We start from the raw sequence: 21263 nt of genomic DNA, 5'->3' as shown, positions 1-21263 counted from the left end.
ATACATCGCGGGATAGAGCAGTAGGCAGCTCGTCGGGCTCATAACCCGAAGGTCACAGGTTCGAGTCCTGTTCCCGCTACTAAGTAGCCTTTATTGAATTACAAACCGTACATCGCGGGATAGAGCAGTAGGCAGCTCGTCGGGCTCATAACCCGAAGGTCACAGGTTCGAGTCCTGTTCCCGCTACTAAGTAAGCTTCACAGCAATGTGAAGCTTTTTTTATTTACATAATATGGATGGATTTGTCGTTTACATTTTATATTCCGAAAAATCCAAAAAAAATTATACCGGATTTACTTCTAACCTAATTCAAAGGTATAAATCTCATAATTTCCTTGAAACAAAAGGATATACTTTAAAATTTAGGCCTTGGGAAGTAATTTATGTTGAGTTTTTCAATTCTAAATCTGATGCCATGCAAAGAGAGAAATATCTAAAATCCGGAATAGGCAGAGAATTTATCCAACATATTATTCAAAACTTATAATTTGGCTCATATCCGCCGCGGCGGACACAGGTTCGAGTCCTGTTCCCGCTACTAGAAAAACCATCAACGAAAGTTGGTGGTTTTTTTGTTTTATATCATACCTCCTACGATCAATCATTTAATATTTCACTAATACCGCAGGCACAGCAAACTTTTCCACTGCCACAATTTTAATCAAATATTCTAATCCTGGATGCGCATTTCAAAAACAACTGGATGATTCAAACAAAAAACTGTGACTCAATGTCTCTATAAATATTTGATTTGTGTAAATGTTTTACATTATTATATAATAATTAATGTGTTAGAAATCAATAACTTTATGTTTAAATCTTAAAACAAGATCAGGATCGACGATTAATAATAATAATCATCAGATGTAAATACCAATTTTAAGAATGAAAATTTTGAAATAATTGAACATCAAATTTTATAAAATGAAAATAATAATCCAATTGTTATTTTTATTACTGCCTTTTTTATGTAGTAGTCAAGAATACATCGACGTGTTTTCCATAAATTATGGAAAATCGCAAGAAACAACTTTTGAAAATTCATCTGTTAATACCAGCATATCCACATTTCAAACGAATCTAATTTTACCAATTGTTTTAAATAAAAAATATACTGCTATAACTTGGGTAAATTTCAGCAGCTACAACTTACAATTGTTTCCTGATTCCAATAACAATCATTTATATTCCACAAATTTAAGAGTGGGTCTACGAATAAATCATTCCAAACACTGGAGTGGAATATATCTTTTTATGCCAAAGGTCGCATCCGATTATATCCACCTGAGTAGTGAAGATATTTACTTGGGAGGAACGGCTTTATTAAAATATAAAAGAAACAAAAATTTTGGCTATAGTATTGGACTTTACGGCAGTAGTGAAGCTTATGGCATTTCGATGACTCCAATTATTGGCCTCTATTACCACAGTCCAAATGAACGCTTCGAGATGAATTTTTTATTACCGAATGATGCGGATGTCAATTATCGTTTGACTGATAAAACCAAAATTGGTGTTGATTTTCTGGGCCATGGAAATAGTTACAAACTGACCACTGACAATATTCGTTCCAAGTATGTTGAAAATAATTCGATAGATTTTTCTGCTTATATTCAAAAAGGCTTGTTCGGCAAAAAAGTTCTTTTGCGCTTAAAAATGGGATATACTTTAAACGAGTTTAGAATATACCCAATTGATCAGAAGCTTGATTTACAAATTCTGGCATTAAAATTTGGCGATAACCGGACCCTATTCTTGGAGGACAAATCAAACACCATCCTTTTAAAGGTAGAAGCCATTTATCGCTTTGATTTGAGTACCGATAAAAAGTAATTTTTTATAACTTATTTTACCGGTATTTACTCCTTTTAAATAATGATTGATTCAATAATAACAGCGATAATAAACCGCCAAGTATTAAACTTTAAATTCCTTTTACCGTAGTCCCTACTGCCAAAACAACGAAACCAATAAGCAATAGCGTGAAACTATGTTCTGTTAAAATTTGAATTTGTGTAAAATGTCCAATAATTCCAAATATCCCGCAAATCAATCCTATAATCCAGGTAATATTCTTTGGTGCTGAAGGCTTCATATATTTAATTTTTTGATGTTTTTATATACCTAAAACGTTCTTCTACAAACGCAAAAAGCCTTATTTTTAACCAAAATAAGACTTCCGCACTTATATATAACTAACGTAACTATTCTTCTGCTACTGCAATATTGATATTCAGGTTAACTTTCAAATTTGCTGCAACTCCATTCTCATTTATCATCGTCATATTCAACGCATCGAGTTTGGCTAAATTCTCAGAAACCGAACCGGTAAATTTATTATAAGAAATATTCAATTCTTTCAGATTGGTTAATTTCTCTAAACTCGCTGGCACCTGACCTTCCATATTATTTTCAAACAAACTCAAGTTTTCCAATTTGTTAAGGTTTGCAATTTCATTACTTAATTTACCGCTGAATTTATTGCTGCTCAACAGTAATGTTTTCAAGGCCCTTAAATTATACAGAGAACTTGGAATCTGTCCTTCGATCTCATTATTGAACAGGGAAAGTTTCTGTAACTGATTTAATTGGCCGATTTCCGCAGGCAGTTCTCCGGTAAGCTGATTCATATAAAGTTCTACTGTTTGCAATGCTGTAGAATTAATGATAGAAGCAGGTATTTTTCCGGATAATTTATTGAAGGCCAGATTCAGCATTTTTAATAATTTTAAATCGCCGATCATAAAGGGTATATTGCCTGAAATTTCATTTTTAAATAAATTCAGTTTTTGAAGGTAAACCAATTGCGTGATTTCCTTTGGCAGTTTCCCCACCAGGTTATTATCGGACAAATCCAAACCCACTACTTTATCATCCTGAAGTTTCACACCATACCAGGTTGATATTGGAGCATTTAAATCCCATTTCACCCTCCACTCTTTTCCATGGGTGCTTTTATGCAATTGAATCAATGCGTTTCTTTCAGACGGCGACACCGCCGCCAGCAATGCAAAAGATATAAAAAACATTAAAAATGAGCAAATTATTTTTTTCATATTAATGTAAACATTATGTTAATATTACTGGAATTTAAAACAAATTTTAACAACCAACAAAAAAAATCGATGAAATACACATAAAAATTTAAGGTATATTAAATTTCTTACATGCCCATATTAGGCCTTTTCGTTTTTATAATTCTGAAGTCAGACATCGTATTGTTTTTATAAATTATTTACTACATTTGATTACACTAACCAAACAAATTAACTTATGGAAATTAATTTTTTAGCCCTTTTAGTAGCTGCGTTATCGACACTTGTTGTAGGATTCATTTGGTATAACCCAAAAGTTTTTGGAACAATCTGGATGCGGGAAACGGGGCTGACGGAAGAGAAAATGAAAGGCAGTAACATGGTCATGATTTTTGGAATGGCCGTGCTTTATGCTTTTTTCATTTCCTTTATTTTACAAATGTTAACCATACACCAATTTGGTGCTCTTGGTATGGTTGGCGGAGATCCTACAGCTGCAAAACCATCTTACGCTGCGTTTATGGCTGATTATGGTCAGACTTACCGGACTTTCAAACACGGAATGTTGCATGGTTTTATGTCAGGATTATTTTTTGCCCTACCAGTTATTGGAACCAATGCATTGTTTGAAAAAAAATCCTGGAAATACACGCTGATATCCGGAGGATTTTGGGTAGTGTGCTGTACGATTATGGGAGGCATTGTTTGCGGCTGGCAATAAAACAAATATATTTTATATAAAATCCCGCCTGTAAAGAGCGGGATTTTTTTATAACAGTTCCTCAATTTTGGAAGCCAATTTAAAATCTTTGTCGGTTACCCCGCCAGAATCATGGGTGCTCAAACGGATGTCCACTTTATTATAGACATTGAAAAGTTCGGGATGATGATTCATTTTTTCTGCCTGAATTCCGACTTTGACAATAAAACCCAAAGCGTCGGTAAAATTTTGAAACTTAAATTTCTTTTCAATCCCGTCATTCTTAAATTCCCAATCCGGCAAATCCGCCAATAAGGGCAGAGCGTTTTCTTTATCGTATGTAGTCATCGTTTGGTTTTTCATAAAGTTAGTTAAAATTGGTATAATTGTTTTCTGATTTAACTTTAAATACTAATTTTAACAAATACTAATTCTCCTTCATTTGATTGCTACTGCTAGTTTTAAAATTTTCCGGTCTGTCTCCGAACTCCCATCCCATTGGGATGATTTAGCAGCCTGTAACATTTTCCTTTCCCGAAATTATTTGAAAGTACTTGAGGTTTCTTCTCCGGAGAATATGACTTGCCATTTTATTGGGCTGTTCCATGACGAGGAATTAGTAGGTTTGGCATTATCCCAATATATTAACCTGAGCGATGTCAGTTCTTTTGGTGAGCGGGATCATTGTTTAAAAACCAAAATCCGGACTATTGTTTTTAAGAACTTTGCTTCGAATGTGTTGTTTATAGGCAATAATATGCTGACCGGCCAAAATGCGTACTGTTTCTCAGAAAAATTACCAGTTTCAAACGGCTTGGTTTTACTGGATAAAGCAGTCACGGAACTTACACACCAGTTACATAGAAAGGGCAGCAAAATCCACATTACTGTTTTCAAGGATTTTAGTTCTGAACAGACGAAGCATTATAAAGTCCCTGAATTCGACTCCTATTTTCAGTTCACGACCCAACCCAATATGATTTTCCAGATTCCGGAAAACTGGCAATCTATTGACGATTATGTTGGCGCTTTAAGCAAAAAGTACCGCGATCAATACAAAAGGGCCCGAAAAAAATCAGAAGGACTTACAAAAAAAAAATTATCCCTCGAGGAGATTACCACTCACAATGATCGGATTAGTGAGTTATATATGGATGTAGCCAAAAATGCACCGTTCAATACTTTTTATCTGCCCGAGAATCATTTTGAAGCTTTTAAAAAATCATTAGGACATGATTTTCTTTTTTACGGTTATTTTGAAGATGACAAGTTAATTGGGTTCAACACCCTGATCAAAAACGGCACCGATATCGACACCTACTTTCTGGGTTATGATGAAAATTGCCAACGTGAAAAAATGCTGTACCTGAATATGTTGTATGATATGATTGGATATTCTGTCAAAAAAGGTTATAAAAGAATCATTTTTGCAAGAACGGCGTTAGAAATTAAAAGCTCTGTGGGATCAAAACCAATTGAAATGTTTGGCTTCATCAAGCACAGCAATTTTTTACTGAATAAATTTATCTCCAAATTATTCCGTTACCTCGAACCTGAAATGGTCTGGCAGGAACGCAGTCCTTTCAAATAATTAAGGAACGGCGACTTTCATCTGTTGGTGTAAAATGTCTATATTGAGTTTGGTTTCGGTACCGCAATATTCGCCATCAATCTGGAAGCTGACCGGGAAACTGGTTTCAATGGTGGCTTTATCAGTAGAAATAATCTCCACATCTTCAAAATTTACCGGAATGTTACCGGTTATAATTTTGCCGAAAATAAATAAATCCAGGTTTTTTAAAATGACCAGCTCAAATTTTCCATCATTCATCACGCCGTCAGGATTTATAGTCACGCCTGTTCCGTATTTCTGAGAATTGGCAATAACAATCATTCTGGCTACGCAGGTACTTGTTCTGTTATTGGCCGTAATGGTAGCTGTAAAAGGTTCCTCCAACTCATTTAACGTGGTAAAAGTCTGCAAAGCGTACCCCCATTTCCCACGCACTTCACTTTTTTCATAATTTTTAATGAGTTCCGCATTAATACCCAAATCACTCAAATGCAAACTCTTTTTGCCATTGATGACAATCATGTCCATTTCCATGAAATTATTATGAAAGGCAATTTCTAAATTTTCTTCCAAAGTAGTCGGCAAATCTAAATCGACCGCAAAACCATTGGCAGAGCCCGCCGGAAGAACCCCGAGAATCACATCATGATGTTCCATCGCCTCGGCCACTAATTTTATCGTTCCATCGCCCCCGGCAACCAGAATGCGTTCCGGTTTGTATTTGTCGTACAATGCTCTTATATTTGCAATATCAGCCTCTCCAGTTGTATCATACTGTATCATCTCCAGATGTACTGTCGCGGCATACTGCTTCACCGTTTCGATAAGTTCCACTTTATCGACACCGCCTGAAATGGGATTGACAACTAAAAGAATATTCTTTTTCACTTTATTTCTGTTATTCATCAAAAAATAATTAAATTTAGGACACTATATAAAATAGTTTACTGAATGAAGCCTATTTTAAAATTATACCGTGGTTATGCCAACGAGCAGGAATTGATTGTAATGGGCCATGTCTTTAAGCCTACTACGCAAAACGAATATGATTTTCAGAAAAAAAGCTTCAAAAATGCGACTTCTGTGATTCGGATGTTCCGGACCAAAACGCATGGGAATGCAGATGTCTATCTGAAATATAAAGATACAAAAATTCATACTAAGGCATTGAATGATGGCTATTTTAAATTCTGCGTGCCGTTGGATCAATTTGACCAATACGGCTGGATTGATTATACCGTCAGTATCATTTACAATACGGAAACCATATCGACTACCGAGAGTTATATTCGGCCTCACAAAGGAAATTTGGGAATCATCTCCGATATCGACGATACGTTTCTGGTTTCGCATTCGTTTAATCCTCTGAAGAAATTATATGTGCTGTTGTTTCGAAATGTCAATAACCGTAAAGTTTTTGAAAATGTGGTTCCCCATTACCAGGCTTTGAGTTCGTCCGGAAGAAATAAAAAAACAGAGCAAAATGCTTTTTTTTATGTTTCAAGCAGCGAATGGAACCTGTACCGTTTCATTGTGAAGTTTACCGAAATCCATCAATTGCCGAGAGCTGTTTTACTGCTGAAGGACATCAAGACGAGTTTGCGCGATTTTTTCTTTACCGGCAGAGGAAACCATAACCATAAATTTGATAAGATCAAGCATATTCTGGAGTTTTATCCTAATTTGCAGTATGTGCTTTTGGGTGATGATTCGCAGCATGATCCTTTTTTATATGAAGCGATTTGCAAGATATTTCCGGTTACGGTCAAGGCGGTTTATATTAGACAGACTGGTGATCTTAAAAAAGAAAAAGCTTCGTTGGCATTGAAAAACCTGGAAAGCCTGGGTGTGGCGGTTTGTTATTTTTCGGATAGTAAAGTCGCTATTGCCCATTCCAAAACAATCGGTTTGATTGCGTAGTCAGATTCATTAGCCCGGATGGAAGTGGAAAGCCTTTTACAGGAAACGTCCCTTTTTGTAAAAGAAAAAAAGCGACCATAGAAGCTCTTTTATCTTTTCTACAAAAACGGACGTTTTCAAGAAAGCTTGCAACGGACAGCCGGATTAGCTCCCGAATGAAATATTATAATGCATCGATTTCTTCCTGCACCAGTTCCCAATCGAGAAGGAGTTTATCCAATTCGGTTTTCTTCTTATTGTATGCCATAAAGAACGAAGCATCGTCAATGTTCTTGTCGTAATTGGAAGCCAATTGCTTGTCATCCTGCTGAATGTCTCTTTCCAATTGCTTGATTTGACTCTCTACTTTGCTTAATTTATTTTGCAAAGCTTTTCCCTTTTTCTGGTCTTCGTAGGAAGCTTTGTTGCTGTCTTTAGGAGCTGCAGCTTTTTGAGCATCTTTCATCTCCACTTCCCGCATATTTTCGAGGTTACGTTGTTCTAAGAAATAGTTGACGTCACCAAGATATTCTTTTATTTTCTGATCTTTGAATTCATAAACCAGGTTCGACATTCCCTGAAGGAAATCCCTGTCGTGAGAAACTAATAATAGTGTTCCTTCGTATTTTTGAAGGGCGGCTTTCAGTACATTTTTGGATTTGATGTCCAGGTGATTTGTCGGCTCATCCATTACCAACACATTAATTGGCTGTAGCAGCAGTTTACATAGCGCCAAACGGTTTCTTTCGCCCCCTGAAAGGACTTTTACCTTTTTCTCGACATCATCGCCACGGAACAGGAAAGAACCCAGCATATCTCTTACTTTCGAACGATTGGTGTCAGTAGCCGCATCTTCCATGGTTTGCAACAGCGTGATTTCACCATCCAGGTATTCCGCCTGATTTTGCGCAAAATAACCTACCTGAACATTATGCCCTAATTTGATGCTGCCCTGAAATTCAAATTCATTGACAATGGCCTTGATAAAGGTTGATTTACCCTGGCCGTTCTGACCTACAAAAGCAATCTTGCTTCCGCGTTCCACCAGCAATGAAATATCTTTCAGGATGGTTTTATCTCCGTAGCTTTTGGTTACTTCATCGGCTTCAATTACTACTCTTCCCGGAACTTTCGAAACAGGAAAGGAAATATTCATAACTGAATTATCATCCTCGTCCACTTCGATGCGTTCGACCTTATCTAATTTTTTTATTAACGATTGTGCCATCGAAGCTTTGGACGCTTTGGCACGGAATTTCTCGATTAACTTCTCGGTTTCTTCAATCTTTTTGGCTTGATTTTTTTGCGTAGCCAATTGCTTTTCGCGGATTTCATGACGCAATTCCAAATATTGGGAATATGGTTTGTTGAAATCGTATGCCTTTCCAAGAGATATTTCTATGGTTCTGTTGGTCACATTATCCAAAAACATTTTATCGTGGGATACAATTACGACCACACCGGGATAATTACGAAGGAAACTTTCCAACCAAATGATACTTTCGATATCCAAGTGATTCGTTGGCTCATCCAGCAACAACACATCGTTGGCCTGAAGTAATAATTTAGCCAATTCGATACGCATTCTCCATCCACCGGAAAAAGTTTCGGTTTGGTTGTCGAATACTTCTCTTTTGAAACCCAATCCAAGAAGAATTTTCTCGGTATCACCTACGTAATTATACCCGCCTAATAATTCAAAGCGATGGGTATAATCGGATAAGTCTTCAATGATTTGGCTATAGGCATCACTTTCATAATCGGTTCTGGTAACCAACTGATGATTGATTTCTTCGAGTTTTTTTTCAACAATCTTAATATCTGTAAAAGCTTCGTAGGCCTCTTCCAGCACGGTTCTTCCTTGTTCAAAATCAATATCCTGACGAAGAAAACCCATCCGAACCTCTTTTTCCTGAGAAATAACGCCAGAATCAGGAGCAAAATCCCGTGCTAAAATTTTTAGCATCGTGGATTTTCCAGCACCATTTTTTCCGACCAACCCTACTCTATCTCCGGCACCTAAACGAAAGGTAACTTCTTCGAACAAATAGGTTCCTCCAAAGGAAACGGACAAATTATGTATATTAAGCATTTATTGTATTTTATGTGTAATTGTATATGTAAATTTGCATTTCCGAGCCGGAAAATTAAATTTTTTGCAAATGTTAGAAAAAGGATCCAAACTATATAGTATTTTAACAGGAACTTGTCCAAAATGTCAGAAAGAGAGTATGTATGTGGACAAAAATATGTTGCATTTAAAAAATCTATTGAAAATGCAGGAGCATTGCAGCCATTGTGGTTTAAAATACCAGATTGAGCCTTCGTTCTTTTATGGAGCGATGTATGTCAGTTACGGATTGAATGTGGCTATTGGAATTGCCACCTTTATCATTTCTGCGTTAGTATTTCACGCTGGCATGGAAACCTCTTTTGTTGCCATTATTGTAGCATTGATTCTATCATTCCCTTTTGTATTGAGATGGTCCAGAAATATTTATATCAATATGTTCGTGTCGTACGATCCGACTACCGGCAAATAACTAGTTCTTTTTGGTGAATCTTTCGATATTGATTTCTTTTCCTAGAGGAATCCCTTTTTCAATCTTATCGAATAACGCTTTTGCCATCGCTGGTCCTAACATTACTCCCCGGGTTCCCAAGCCATTCAAAAGATGAATTCTTTCATAATCCGGATGTGTGCCCACTAAAGGTTGTCTGTCCTTCACTGTAGGCCTAACACCTGCAAAATGCGAAATGATTTCGAAATCACAATCCAGGATTTCATTAATACGTTCCAGTAATTCTGCTTTTCCTTCTTCGGTAGGTACGCTTGTTTTATCTTCCCAATTATAAGTTGCCCCTACTTTGAATAAATGATTTCCCAAAGGCAAAATAAAAACACTGGTATTCAGAATGACGTCCAAATCCAATTTCGGTGCTTTAATAATCAGCAATTCGCCTTTCGTACCATCTAATGGCAAGTCTCTAAAGTACGGATTGGAATGCATCCCAAAACCTTCTGCAAAAATAATATGCCTTGCTTGAATATCTTTATACTGAATAAAATCTTCATTTATCTCCAAAGAATCGTAATCAAACGAATGTTCTCTATATTGATTTTTCGATGTTAAATACTTTTTATATTCCTCCAATAAAGTAGCTGTATCGACATAACCGGTTTGCAATACTTCGCCATAGCCAAAAGGAGAACTGATTCCCTGATATTTTCTCGAAATCAAATCTAACGAAAGAAATGGTGCCAGATTGGGTTTGTCAGAAGCAGCAAACCAGTTGTTTTGCTCTTCCACAGAAAAGAATTTCCGCAGAATGGGTATTTTATAATCTATCTTAATGCTTATTTTTTTTTCAATAGCGTCATAAAATTCATTTGCCAAAATAAGTTGCTCTTGGGCTTTCGATACCTGGCTGAATCTTTTCAAGATTACCGGATTGTACAAACCGGCGGCCACTACAGAGGAATTTTGGGAATGGTTATCCATTACCATAATAGTTTTATTATTCTGCAAAGCGGTTTCGGCAAACGAAATACCTGCCAGGCCGGCACCAACAATTAAATAATCTAACATCAGCGTTTTTCTATTAAAACAGATTGGGCAAAAATAAAAAAACTCTTACCATTACAGTAAGAGTTTTGTATGTAGTATTGGAGAAATTTCATTTTTAGTAATTCCACATATCCTGTTCGAAATCGCGGATTTTGTCTTTTACTCTTTCAGATTCCAACAATTGCATTTGCGAATTGTCTTTCATGTAATCAGCGATAGCTCTATCACCCTGAACGTTTTCTTCCTGATAAATTACACCATTAAACCTTCTGGAATTCAGCAGGTGATCGAAGTCGATCGGCATTGCTGAGTTTCTGTTGTTAAAGGCTTTTGCTTCATGAAGCTGGTTTCTGATTGCTGGGAAATACACCCAAAACAATTCGATTGGATCTTGAACTTCTTTTCCAATCTCTCTCGCTTCCGGAGCCACTGGACAAATAGCCAAAAGTCTGTATTTCAATTCACTTTGACGTTTGTCAAAATACCAGAACCCTTTGATTTTATATCCATTAACATCAATAGCCTTAAGATCTTGTTTATTGATATACTGAAGGTCTAAAACTTTCTTTCCAGATTTGTAACCTGGTATGTCGCTGTTGATCTCTTCTTTACCTGCATCCGTAGTATCGATGAAAGTAAAAGAAGTTTCCATATCTTTTAATGTCTTCTTAGTATTAAAATAACTGTCAGCATACACTTCTGTAATCGTACCGTCTTTAATACCTTTAATCAAAACATCAAACAAAGATCTTCTTTCTTTCCCGATATTAGCGGTATCGATTGGATAATACAAAGGAAAATTAATTCTTTCATCCAAATCAACGAATTCCCATGTGGTTTTTCCCATCAATACGTCTCTATCATGAACATACCCATAAACTAATGGTTTATCATTGTCAGAAATTAATTGAGCAGGCGTTTTTTTACCAATTTCATCCGGTGTTTTTGCATTAAGCAAATTTGATTGCGCAAAAGAAGTCAGGCTTCCAGCAGCAAAAACAATCACTAATAAAAAATTTCTCCAATTCATCTTATATCATTCTAAAGTGTTATTCAAGTAAGAAACGCCGAACTTGAATTATTATTGTATTTCGTAAATAACCGATGACGTTCTAGACAGTAAAATATCAGAACCTACCAATTTGGTCTTAATTTCAGAAATAATAACCTGATCTCCTCTACCCGCTCTGGCTAAAGCTGCTTTACATTGTGCATTCACTCTGTCGCCACTAACAACCACAGTTGGCTGACCAGCAACTTTCAAGCTAAATCCGGTAACTTTTAAATCTACTTCGAAATCAAAATCTTCCATGATAGCAGAAATCTGCGAAACTTCTAAACGAGACTTCGCTCCTTTAACCATTCTCGGTGTACCTCCAATTGCACCTGTAGGAGCTGGAATACTCTTGATTCTGAAAACTTTTTTGTCTCCAACTTTTGATCCGTCAGGAAGTGTACCAGAAACATTGATTGTTACTTCTTTACCAGAACCTGGGTTCATAAGGAAAGTCCCAGGTTTCCCAGCAGATCTAAGACCCGGAGCGTTCGCTGAAACTTTATCAGCAGAGATACCAGCGAATGAAATTGTCATTGGGTTGGTAACCCCTCTGTATACCACGTTCATCTTATCTGCAGAAATAGTAGCAGAATTTGGTTTAGGAACTACAACATAGTTTCCTTTGATATCGATAGGCACTGGTTTTCCATCTTCCATGAAGGTGAATTTTCCAGTAATATCATGTTCTCCAACATTCCCAGCACCAAAGCTGAAATTTACCTGTCCATCAACTAAAGCAGTATTCAGGTTAATAGCAGAACCATTAACTACCACAGAAGTCGGAACCGTACTTTTATCATAACGACCCAATACAATCTTACCTTTTACAGCTTCTCCTGAGAAGAAAGCAGATTTTTCAGGTATTACAATAGCGGTATAATTTTTCATAGAAGCAGCCTGAGCTGTTGTATTTCCAATCAAACCATTGTAGATATCCTGTTCTGTCTTCTTAACATCATTCTGCATTGCAGATAATTTAGTAATAGAAGCAATCAAAGGAAAGTGTTCGAAATGATATGCTAGATACTTTTTAGATACACCTTCGTTATCCTTGATATCATTCAAATCAAATTTTGCTTTAATATCGTTAATGATTGGAAGATATTTCACATCATTACCAAATACGGCGATCAAATCTGACTTGTATTTTTCTATTGTTCCAATGAACTCCTTACCTTTTTTAGAATATCCGTCACCTTCAAACCAACCTTCGTCGATTGCGGCTCCTTTATCCATAGATTCGTAAGGCAATTTTCCTTTTTCTCTTTCGATATCTTTAGTCAGGTCTTTTTTCATAGTTTCGATGTAAGCATACATCTTCTTTGAAATAACTTCAACTTCTTTCGCTTTAGTAAAAGGTCCGCCAAATTGCGTCGGATTGTCAGAAGCCTTTGTTTCTAATTGCGTGAACAAACTTCCATTGTATTCCTCTGAAAATTTATTAACACCTTCAAATTTTTCATTCATTAATCCAAAAGCAGATAATACTTCTTTGGACATGTTTAATGCTAACATCGCGATGAAAACCAGATACATTAGGTTTACCATCTTCTGTCTAGGACTTAATTTTCCTCCTGCCATTTTTTCTAATTAGTTTATTTTAATTAATAAAGTATAGTTTAACAAACTAATTATCCTTTGATACTCATTGCAGAAAGCATACCACCATAAACGTTGTTCAATGAAGACAAGTTTGATGTTAATGATTGCATTTGATCTTTTAATTTTAAATTGTTTTCAGCAACTTCGTTGTTGATTTGTGCGTTTTTAGAAGCACTTTCCAATTGAATTTTATATAATCCATTCAAAGATTCCATGTTAGCAGCAGCCAAAGTCAATTCGTCGCTGTATTTTTTAGTAGATGCAATTGAATCAACTGTTGGAGCAATTCCTTTAGCTGCTGACTCGAAGTTTTTGATGCTGTTTCCTAGGCTAGCCATCAATTCACCATCAATTTTAGCTTCTTTCAACATATTGTCTAATTTCTGAGACAATAAACCTTGAGCTTCTGTGGCTTCTTCTTTTCTAGTTTCTTTCTTTTTAGCTTCACCTCCAGCCAATTCCGGATATACTAGTGACCAGTCCAATTCGTCGTCCGGTGAATCAAAAGCAGATAAACCAAAGATTAAAGCCTCTACACTAAGTCCAACAATAAGCATAAGACTCGCGCCTGGCCAGTGTTGTATTTTGAATAATGCTCCTACGATTACAACTGCCGCTCCCATACCGTAAGCGAAATTCATTGTTTTTTTGCTTAATAATCCCATAATAATTTTTTAGTTAGTTAAGTTAATATAATAGTTTTGGTTTAAATTTATTTTTTACCATTTTTGGTAGTTTGCGTTCCCATGTAATCCTGTACAGTTCTGAAACCAATATAGCTTCTTGCAGAATCTGCATATTCAAAATCACGGGTACTAACTTGTAAAAAGTATGCTACATCTTTCCAAGAACCTCCACGGGTTACTTTTCGTTGATTGGTAGCATCCTGAACGTTAGGATTCATTGTAGAAACATATTCATAGGCAGCAGGATCATATGAAGAATCTGTCCACTCAGCAACGTTCCCAGCCATATTATATAGGTTATAACCGTTAGGCTCGTATGATTTAGCCTCTACAGTATACAAAGCCTGGTCCGCTGCATAATCTCCACGATTAGGCTTGAAGTTAGCCATAAAACAACCTCGGTCATTTTTAGTATAAGGCCCACCCCATGGATATGTACCTGACTCTAAACCACCTCTGGCAGAATATTCCCATTCAGCTTCTGTTGGCAAACGGAAGGAGTTAATCAAATCTCTTCCTTTTTTCTTTTTAACGTAAGCATTCTTATTCAACGTTCTCCAAGCACAAAATGCCTTAGCTTGTTTCCAACTTACCCCTACAACAGGATATTCTCCGTATGCCTGGTGCCAGAAATAATCATTATGCATTGGTTCGTTATAGGAGTAAGCAAAATCCTTAATCCATGATGTTGTATCAGGATATACTTTTACCTGTTCAGTTTTAATGAAGTCTTTTCTTTTCCCAACTTTTGCTTTTGCAGCAGCTTGAATATCCATCCAAGAATAACGGAATTTTAATTTGTTCACATCAATAGTTCGCAAACCATTATAAGCTTCAGCTACAGGCAAATACATGGTATCCATGACTTCCGTATAGAACTCATCCGGATATTTACTTGTCTCCTTAATTAATTTTACTTTTCTATTCAATTTTCTTCCTGCATATGGATCATCAGCCGTTCCTACACTATAGTAATTCTCATACATATATTTGTCGTAAGCAGTCATCTTAGCGGGATCTGCATCGTTAAATGCAAAATCTCCAATACTTCCTCCTTTACCAGAAGAACCTTTTCCACCTTTCCCACCGGTCATCCCTTGTTCATCAGCTAAGATAGCCAAACGAACTCTCATCGTAGAATCTTTAACCCATTCCACAAACTGACGGTATTCACTATTAGTGATTTCGGTCTCGTCCATGTAGAAAGATCTAACGGTAACGGTTTTCGTAGGTGCATCCTGAACATTGGCCAAATCGTCATCCGACTTACCCATAATATATGCTCCTCCAGGAACTAATGTCATTCCAAAAGGCTTTTCTGGATGCCATTTTCTACCTTTTACTCCTACCAATTCACCTTTATCGCTTGAACGGCCGCAACTAATCAACAAAGTGAAAATTGCTGTAAATGCAACGAACTTCTTCATATAAATCTGGGTTATTAATGTATTCTTGTTTTGAGGGCGTAAACCTATTTATTATTTTTATAAAAAACAATTTTTTTATAAAAAAAAGTTAAAATTCTCAATTAATGATTGCCTGTATAAACAATCATAAAGCCATTTACGGAACTTTTTTAAATTATATTTTTTCTTTGTGCTTTCCACCATCTTTCTGGGATTTCCTGATTGCAAGCTTCCAAATACTCGTCATACGAACAAGGTAATAACGTATTTCTCTTCAATTTATTATGACTTCCTGAAATAAATGGTATTTCAATCCACCAACGGTCCGTTTTATCACTTTTATAGAACACTAATTCGTCCTCATCAAGCGGGACCATATACTTTATATAGTTGTCTTTATTACCAAAGGGATATTCATTTGACCTATAATGAAACCCTTCTATAAAGTACCATACTATTTGCGCAATCAATACCGATTCGTGTTTTGAGCCCGAGTGGTTGAAAATTCCAAATAATGAAACTTTATCACTGATACCGGCATATCTTGAAAGGGAACAAATCTCTTTCCCGTTAAAACCGTTAGGCGTAAAAGTAGTAAAATTTCCTGAATCTGAAGATTTAATAGACCTTAAATCCACGCTTACCAAATCAGCATCTCTAAACACTGGTTCGGCGATTGCAATATTGCCAGAAATTTCGCCTAATCGGTACGAGTCGAAAAACAATTTTTCGACCAAATCAACCTCTTCCTGGGAATTATAATAGGTTTGGTAGCCAATATTGCAATAATTAAAAAGGTTGTTGGGCTCTTCAATAATTATTTTACTCAAGTATGAATCGCAGGAAATTTCGTTATTTTCTTTTCCGAAATCAAATTTACTGTCAATGGAAACTAAATTGACCATCTGCTCCAGATCGTCATATGCCCTATAAAGAGCATAAGTCAAATCCTGAGATCCTCCAATTACAATTGGAATGATTTTTCGCTTAATTAAAGCAGCTGTTACTTTGCGAAGCGCAAAATAGGTGTCTGCAGTTGAGTTTCCGGCTAAGATGTCACCTAAATCTGCAATAGACTCATTCCAGTTCCCCGGAAATAAATTATACAGTTCTTTACGAACAGGAAACAAATCTATACTTACAGCAGCATTTTCATCTCCCCGGTTTTCCAGAACCCCGATAACCGCAATTTTAATCTTGTTTAAATCCGGGAAATCTTTATCGGTATGAAACGTAACCTTACTTCCCAGATGTTGCGACGATAACTCTTCAATCCAATGAAGCATTTCATTACTAATAGGCTGTAAAAAATCAAATTCCATATTTTATTTCTTTTTTGCTACGGGTTTCTTTACTACAGGTTTTTTAGCAGCCGCTTTTTTGGCCGGTGTTTTTTTAGCGGGTGTTTTTTTGGCAATCATTTCCTGAACTTGTTCTAACGTCAGACTTGCCGCATCCACATCTTTACTCAATTCAATTTTGATTTTGCCTTTGGTAATCACCGAACGTCCCCAACGGGCTTTCTCAACCAAAATTCCTTCTTCTGTCCAGTTATGCAAAACCTTATCGATGTTTTTCTGCAATTTATCCTCAATCAATTCGACCACATCAGATTGTGAAAGATTATCGAAATTGTATTTTTTACTCACATTAATAAACAACCCGTTCCATTTGATGAATGGACCAAAACGCCCAACGCCTTTCTGAACCGGCTCATCTTTATACGTCGCTATTGGCGCATCTGCCTTTGCTTTCTCATCGATTAACTCTTGAGCCCGTTCCATGGTGACATCAAGCGGGTTTTCTCCTCTTGGCAACGAAATAAAAACACTTCCATGTCGTACATAAGGCCCAAAACGGCCATTACTCACTTCCACTTCTTCACCACTGTATGTTCCAAGATTTTTTGGTAATAAAAATAAATCCAGTGCCTGTTCCAAAGTGATGCTTCCGATATTCTGGTCGCCCATCAAACTGGCAAATTTTTTCTCCTCATCATCAGCTTCTCCAATCTGCACCATCGGTCCAAATTTCCCTAAACGGACACTTACTTGTTTTCCGGTCTTTGGGTCTTTTCCTAGGATTCGTTCGCCACTTTCTCGCTCTGCATTTGCTTCGACATCTTTTACAGTTGGATGGAACTTATCATAGAACTCTTGCATCATTTTAGCCCATTCCATGTTTCCCACTGCAATTTCATCAAAATCATGTTCGACTTTCGCAGTGAAATTGTAATCCAGGATGCTTCCGAAATTTTTAACTAAGAAATCGGTAACGATGGTCCCGATATCCGTAGGAACTAATTTTCCTTTATCCGAACCGGTATTTTCTTTTAAAAGCTTCTCTCCAACTTTTCCGGATTGCAGCATCAATTGAGTATAATTGCGCTCATGTCCTTCCAAATTTCCTTTCTCCACATAATTTCTATTAATAATCGTAGAAATTGTCGGTGCATACGTAGATGGACGCCCAATACCAAGCTCTTCTAATTTTTTCACCAAAGAAGCTTCTGTGTAACGGGCTGCTGCTCGCGAATATCTTTCGGTCGCAGTAATATAATTGTTTCCTAATTTTTCATTGACTTTCATTGCCGGAAGCATTCCTTCCTGCTCTTCCTCGTCGTCATCATGACCCTCGAGATATACTTTCAGGAATCCTTCGAAAAGCAACACTTCACCTGAAGCGGTAAATAGTTCCTTGTGATTGTTGGCTTCGATTTTGACATTGGTCCTTTCCAATAGCGCATCGCTCATTTGCGAAGCCAAAGTTCTTTTCCAGATTAAATCATACAAACGAGCCTGGTCTCTGTCAATGTTAACTGTATGGCGAGACATATCCGTCGGACGGATGGCTTCGTGTGCTTCCTGCGCGCCTTTACTTTTATTGACAAAAGTTCGTGGCTTACTGAATTCCTTTCCGTAAGATCTGATGATTTCAGCTTCAGCCGCCTGCATCGCTTCCTGGGATAAATTGACACTATCCGTTCTCATGTAAGTAATGAGTCCGGCTTCATATAAACGTTGTGCCAATTGCATCGTAATCCCAACCGGTAAATACAATTTACGGGCCGCCTCCTGTTGCAAAGTGGAGGTTGTAAACGGTCCTGTTGGTGTTTTTTTGGTCGGTTTGGTTTCTAAGTCCGATACCTTATATATAGAACCGATATTTTTGTTCAGAAAATCTTCGGCTTCTTTTTTTGTATTGAAATTCTTTGGCAGTTTTGCTTTGAAAGCTTTTCCGGCTTCGTTAGTAAATTCTGCTACGACTGAATACGACGCTATTGCATTGAAATTCTGGATTTCGCGTTCACGCTCTACAATCAGACGCACCGCAACTGACTGCACGCGTCCGGCAGAAAGTCCGCCTTTAATTTTTCGCCACAATACCGGAGAAAGCTCATACCCTACTAATCGGTCTAAGACACGCCTCGCCTGTTGGGCGTTTACTAAATTATAATTGATTTCTCTTGGATTTTCAATTGCTTTCAGAATCGCTGTTTTGGTAATTTCATGAAAAACAATCCTTTTTGTTTTGCTTTTGTCCAATTTCAGCTCTTCAGCCAAATGCCACGAAATGGCTTCCCCCTCGCGATCCTCATCACTTGCCAACCATACCATTTCGGCATTTTTAGAAAGGGTTTTCAATTTACTGACCAAAGCTTTTTTGTCGGGTGACACTTCATATTTGGGTTTGAAACCATTCTCTACATCTACACCTATCTCTTTAGAAGGCAAGTCGGCAATATGGCCATAACTTGATTCTACCTGGTAATCACTCCCCAAAAATTTCTCGATTGTTTTTGCCTTTGCAGGTGACTCCACGATCACTAAATTCTTTGCCATGTTGCTCTTGTTTGAGCCGCAAAAGTATATGATTTTTTTAAATATTGCACTTTTGTGTTTTTAAAAGTAAATTTTCTCGTTGAATAACCTAAAAATATAAAGACTGAATTGTATTAATATATAGGAATAGATCTCCGACCTTATTTGCTTTTTTTCCATTAAAAAGCAACTTTTCTTAAATTAGATTTACCTCGCTTTATAAAAGATTCTGTTAAATCTTAGGCTGACATCTTGTCAGATATATTCAAATAATACTATCTTTGCCACAAGAAGAAATTACTCTTTGAAAGTGCCCTATGGAAAAGATTATTGAAGAAAGCAAGCAGGGCGAGAGCCTTGTACTAGATTTAAAAGCTGGAAATACCAAGAAGTTATTTATAGAAAGTTACGGCTGCGCGATGAATTTTTCGGACAGTGAAATCGTAGCTTCCATCCTCTCCGATAACGGTTACAATACCACTCAAATTTTAGAAGAAGCAGATCTGGTTTTGGTTAATACCTGTTCGATTCGTGATAAGGCGGAACAGACCGTGCGCAAACGTCTGGAAAAATACAATGCCGTAAAACGCGTGAATCCAAAAATGAAGGTTGGCGTCCTGGGCTGTATGGCCGAGCGATTAAAAAGCCAATTCTTGGAGGAAGAAAAAATCGTAGACTTGGTTGTCGGTCCGGATGCATACAAAGATTTACCTAATTTATTGGCAGAAGTCGAAGAAGGTCGTGATGCCATCAACGTTATTTTATCAAAAGATGAGACATATGGTGACATTTCTCCGGTTCGATTGATGAGCAATGGAATTACGGCATTGGTTTCTATTACACGAGGGTGCGACAATATGTGTACGTTTTGCGTGGTGCCTTTTACCCGTGGACGTGAGCGAAGCCGGGAGCCACAAAGTATCATAGCGGAAATTCAGAATTTATGGGATAAGGGCTTTAAGGAAATTACGCTTTTAGGCCAGAATGTTGACAGTTACCTGTGGTATGGAGGCGGATTGAAGAAAGATTTTGTCAATGCGACCGAAATGCAAAAAGCAACCGCAGTAGGTTTTGAACAGTTATTGGAAACCGTTGCAGTTACTTTCCCGAAAATGCGCGTTCGATTCTCAACATCCAATCCTCAGGACATGCATGAAGAAGTATTGCATGTCATTGCGAGACATCCGAATATTTGCAAACACATCCATTTACCGGTACAATCAGGAAGCAACCGGATTCTGAAAGAAATGAATCGCTTGCACACCCGTGAAGAATACATGACTTTAATTGATAAAATCAGGACCATTATTCCAAATTGCTCGATTTCACAGGATATGATTGCCGGGTTCCCGACAGAATCAGAAGAAGACCATCAGGACACTTTAAGTTTGATGGATTATGTGAAATACAACTTTGGCTATATGTACTCCTACTCGGAACGTCCGGGAACCTTGGCGGGAAGAAAAATGGAAGATGATGTCGCGGATGAAACTAAAGCTCGAAGATTACAGGAGATTGTCGATTTACAACAAAAATATGCCTGGTTGCGCAGTGAAGAATTCGTTGGACAAATCGTAGAAGTTTTGGTGGAAAAAATTTCAAAAAAATCCAAAGAAGAGTTTTCAGGTAGGAATTCACAAAGTATTACCGTGGTTTTCCCGAAAGAGGACTATAAAATTGGGGATTTCGTGAATGTGATAATTGAAAGCTGCACCTCGGGAACTTTGAAAGGAAAGGCAGTTGGATTGAGCGAGATGAATTAGAACAAAAACTTCAAGAAAAATGATATCTAAAAAAAATATAATTATTGGTTTAATTGCTTTTATAGTGGGTTTTGGAGCGACTTTCTTTGTCATCAAAACGTATTTCCCAAAACATGAAGTCGAAGCAACCAAATAAAAACACCAACATTAAT

The 21263-nt window shown here is 37.0% G+C and carries 19 protein-coding genes and 2 tRNA genes; 9 read left to right on the top strand and 12 right to left on the bottom strand.

From position 1 onward, the window contains the following. Positions 1-6 precede the first annotated feature (6 nt). The 4 genes from FNW07_RS10855 (at position 7) to FNW07_RS10840 (ending at position 1833) form a co-directional block, all read left to right on the top strand. A tRNA-Met gene (locus FNW07_RS10855) sits at positions 7-79 on the top strand. Between the two features lie 34 nt (positions 80-113). Next, positions 114-186: transfer RNA gene (locus FNW07_RS10850), tRNA-Met, on the top strand. A gap of 46 nt (positions 187-232) precedes the next feature. After that, on the top strand, positions 233-487 hold the full coding sequence (locus FNW07_RS10845; RefSeq protein ID WP_126744217.1) for a GIY-YIG nuclease family protein: 255 nt from the start codon (positions 233-235) through the stop codon (positions 485-487). A gap of 437 nt (positions 488-924) precedes the next feature. Then, positions 925-1833: a DUF6268 family outer membrane beta-barrel protein gene (locus FNW07_RS10840; RefSeq protein WP_126744216.1), complete on the top strand. Its 909-nt coding sequence runs from the start codon at positions 925-927 to the stop codon at positions 1831-1833. A 91-nt stretch (positions 1834-1924) separates the two neighbouring features. On the opposite strand, the gene FNW07_RS13805 is transcribed toward FNW07_RS10840, so the two are convergent. Both FNW07_RS13805 and FNW07_RS10835 read right to left on the bottom strand, forming a co-directional pair. Beyond that, positions 1925-2095: a hypothetical protein gene (locus FNW07_RS13805; RefSeq protein ID WP_185964646.1), complete on the bottom strand. Its 171-nt coding sequence runs from the start codon at positions 2093-2095 to the stop codon at positions 1925-1927. Positions 2096-2204: 109 nt separating this feature from the next. Continuing rightward, positions 2205-3056, bottom strand: a complete 852-nt coding sequence (locus tag FNW07_RS10835; protein ID WP_126744215.1) for a Two component regulator three Y domain protein — start codon at positions 3054-3056, stop codon at positions 2205-2207. Between the two features lie 217 nt (positions 3057-3273). Between FNW07_RS10835 and FNW07_RS10830 the strand changes: the two genes are divergently transcribed. Beyond that, positions 3274-3756, top strand: a complete 483-nt coding sequence (locus FNW07_RS10830; protein WP_126744214.1) for a DUF1761 domain-containing protein — start codon at positions 3274-3276, stop codon at positions 3754-3756. A 48-nt stretch (positions 3757-3804) separates the two neighbouring features. Here FNW07_RS10830 and FNW07_RS10825 read toward each other — a convergent pair whose 3' ends face one another. Then, entirely contained in the window at positions 3805-4098 is a 294-nt protein-coding gene (locus tag FNW07_RS10825) for a 4a-hydroxytetrahydrobiopterin dehydratase (protein WP_255512755.1), read from the bottom strand. Between the two features lie 79 nt (positions 4099-4177). On the opposite strand from FNW07_RS10825, the gene FNW07_RS10820 reads away from it, so the two are divergent. Next, positions 4178-5326, top strand: coding sequence for a GNAT family N-acetyltransferase (locus FNW07_RS10820; RefSeq protein WP_126744213.1), 1149 nt, complete (start codon positions 4178-4180; stop codon positions 5324-5326). On the opposite strand, the gene FNW07_RS10815 is transcribed toward FNW07_RS10820, so the two are convergent. Next, positions 5327-6214 (bottom strand): diacylglycerol kinase family protein, encoded by an 888-nt coding sequence (locus FNW07_RS10815; protein WP_255512754.1) that lies wholly within the window; start codon positions 6212-6214, stop codon positions 5327-5329. Positions 6215-6259: 45 nt separating this feature from the next. Here FNW07_RS10815 and FNW07_RS10810 point away from each other — a divergent pair, with 45 nt between their 5' ends. Beyond that, positions 6260-7228 (top strand): App1 family protein, encoded by a 969-nt coding sequence (locus FNW07_RS10810; RefSeq protein WP_126744212.1) that lies wholly within the window; start codon positions 6260-6262, stop codon positions 7226-7228. 163 nt (positions 7229-7391) lie between these two features. Here the strand turns inward: FNW07_RS10810 and abc-f are convergent, their stop codons facing one another. Beyond that, positions 7392-9299 carry a ribosomal protection-like ABC-F family protein gene (gene abc-f / locus FNW07_RS10805; protein WP_126744211.1) on the bottom strand — a complete coding sequence of 636 codons (1908 nt, stop codon included), beginning with the start codon at positions 9297-9299 and terminating at the stop codon, positions 7392-7394. A 70-nt stretch (positions 9300-9369) separates the two neighbouring features. Between abc-f and FNW07_RS10800 the strand changes: the two genes are divergently transcribed. Further along, positions 9370-9750: a DUF983 domain-containing protein gene (locus FNW07_RS10800; protein WP_126744210.1), complete on the top strand. Its 381-nt coding sequence runs from the start codon at positions 9370-9372 to the stop codon at positions 9748-9750. Here FNW07_RS10800 and FNW07_RS10795 read toward each other — a convergent pair whose 3' ends face one another. The 7 genes from FNW07_RS10795 to topA all read right to left on the bottom strand — a co-directional run bounded on the left by FNW07_RS10795 (position 9751) and on the right by topA (position 19369). Further along, entirely contained in the window at positions 9751-10797 is a 1047-nt protein-coding gene (locus FNW07_RS10795) for an FAD-binding oxidoreductase (protein ID WP_126744209.1), read from the bottom strand. A 94-nt stretch (positions 10798-10891) separates the two neighbouring features. Continuing rightward, the gene (gene gldN, locus FNW07_RS10790; protein WP_126744208.1) at positions 10892-11806 is read right to left on the bottom strand and encodes a gliding motility protein GldN; all 915 of its coding nucleotides are present in this window, start codon (positions 11804-11806) and stop codon (positions 10892-10894) included. 51 nt (positions 11807-11857) lie between these two features. Then, on the bottom strand, positions 11858-13414 hold the full coding sequence (gldM, locus tag FNW07_RS10785) for a gliding motility protein GldM (RefSeq protein ID WP_126744207.1): 1557 nt from the start codon (positions 13412-13414) through the stop codon (positions 11858-11860). Positions 13415-13464: 50 nt separating this feature from the next. Continuing rightward, entirely contained in the window at positions 13465-14100 is a 636-nt protein-coding gene (gene gldL, locus FNW07_RS10780) for a gliding motility protein GldL (RefSeq protein ID WP_126744206.1), read from the bottom strand. A 47-nt stretch (positions 14101-14147) separates the two neighbouring features. Continuing rightward, a complete protein-coding gene (gene gldK / locus FNW07_RS10775; RefSeq protein ID WP_126744205.1) occupies positions 14148-15548 on the bottom strand; it encodes a gliding motility lipoprotein GldK in 1401 nt (466 codons plus the stop codon). 149 nt (positions 15549-15697) lie between these two features. Further along, positions 15698-16849 carry a formimidoylglutamase gene (locus tag FNW07_RS10770; protein ID WP_126744204.1) on the bottom strand — a complete coding sequence of 384 codons (1152 nt, stop codon included), beginning with the start codon at positions 16847-16849 and terminating at the stop codon, positions 15698-15700. Between the two features lie 3 nt (positions 16850-16852). Beyond that, positions 16853-19369 carry a type I DNA topoisomerase gene (gene topA, locus FNW07_RS10765; RefSeq protein ID WP_126744203.1) on the bottom strand — a complete coding sequence of 839 codons (2517 nt, stop codon included), beginning with the start codon at positions 19367-19369 and terminating at the stop codon, positions 16853-16855. A 296-nt stretch (positions 19370-19665) separates the two neighbouring features. Here topA and miaB point away from each other — a divergent pair, with 296 nt between their 5' ends. Further along, positions 19666-21111, top strand: a complete 1446-nt coding sequence (gene miaB, locus FNW07_RS10760) for a tRNA (N6-isopentenyl adenosine(37)-C2)-methylthiotransferase MiaB (protein ID WP_126744202.1) — start codon at positions 19666-19668, stop codon at positions 21109-21111. Positions 21112-21263 lie beyond the last annotated feature (152 nt).

Origin of the sequence: Flavobacterium sp. GT3R68 (genome assembly GCF_007109225.1) — a bacterium.
Lineage (GTDB): Bacteria > Bacteroidota > Bacteroidia > Flavobacteriales > Flavobacteriaceae > Flavobacterium.
This window is presented reverse-complemented; position numbering and strand designations above follow the sequence as displayed.

Excerpts from the sequence above, each read along its gene's own strand:
- FNW07_RS10840 (WP_126744216.1), top strand. The coding sequence starts at position 925 with ATGAAAATAATAATCCAATTGTTATTTTTATTACTGCCTTTTTTATGT.
- gldK (WP_126744205.1), bottom strand. The coding sequence starts at position 15,548 with ATGAAGAAGTTCGTTGCATTTACAGCAATTTTCACTTTGTTGATTAGT.
- gldL (WP_126744206.1), bottom strand. The coding sequence starts at position 14,100 with ATGGGATTATTAAGCAAAAAAACAATGAATTTCGCTTACGGTATGGGA.
- FNW07_RS10815 (WP_255512754.1), bottom strand. The coding sequence starts at position 6,214 with ATGAATAACAGAAATAAAGTGAAAAAGAATATTCTTTTAGTTGTCAAT.
- gldN (WP_126744208.1), bottom strand. The coding sequence starts at position 11,806 with ATGAATTGGAGAAATTTTTTATTAGTGATTGTTTTTGCTGCTGGAAGC.
- FNW07_RS10800 (WP_126744210.1), top strand. The coding sequence starts at position 9,370 with ATGTTAGAAAAAGGATCCAAACTATATAGTATTTTAACAGGAACTTGT.
- FNW07_RS10835 (WP_126744215.1), bottom strand. The coding sequence starts at position 3,056 with ATGAAAAAAATAATTTGCTCATTTTTAATGTTTTTTATATCTTTTGCA.
- miaB (WP_126744202.1), top strand. The coding sequence starts at position 19,666 with ATGGAAAAGATTATTGAAGAAAGCAAGCAGGGCGAGAGCCTTGTACTA.
- FNW07_RS10845 (WP_126744217.1), top strand. The coding sequence starts at position 233 with ATGGATGGATTTGTCGTTTACATTTTATATTCCGAAAAATCCAAAAAA.
- abc-f (WP_126744211.1), bottom strand. The coding sequence starts at position 9,299 with ATGCTTAATATACATAATTTGTCCGTTTCCTTTGGAGGAACCTATTTG.
- FNW07_RS13805 (WP_185964646.1), bottom strand. The coding sequence starts at position 2,095 with ATGAAGCCTTCAGCACCAAAGAATATTACCTGGATTATAGGATTGATT.
- FNW07_RS10830 (WP_126744214.1), top strand. The coding sequence starts at position 3,274 with ATGGAAATTAATTTTTTAGCCCTTTTAGTAGCTGCGTTATCGACACTT.
- FNW07_RS10795 (WP_126744209.1), bottom strand. The coding sequence starts at position 10,797 with ATGTTAGATTATTTAATTGTTGGTGCCGGCCTGGCAGGTATTTCGTTT.
- topA (WP_126744203.1), bottom strand. The coding sequence starts at position 19,369 with ATGGCAAAGAATTTAGTGATCGTGGAGTCACCTGCAAAGGCAAAAACA.
- FNW07_RS10770 (WP_126744204.1), bottom strand. The coding sequence starts at position 16,849 with ATGGAATTTGATTTTTTACAGCCTATTAGTAATGAAATGCTTCATTGG.
- FNW07_RS10810 (WP_126744212.1), top strand. The coding sequence starts at position 6,260 with ATGAAGCCTATTTTAAAATTATACCGTGGTTATGCCAACGAGCAGGAA.
- gldM (WP_126744207.1), bottom strand. The coding sequence starts at position 13,414 with ATGGCAGGAGGAAAATTAAGTCCTAGACAGAAGATGGTAAACCTAATG.
- FNW07_RS10825 (WP_255512755.1), bottom strand. The coding sequence starts at position 4,098 with ATGAAAAACCAAACGATGACTACATACGATAAAGAAAACGCTCTGCCC.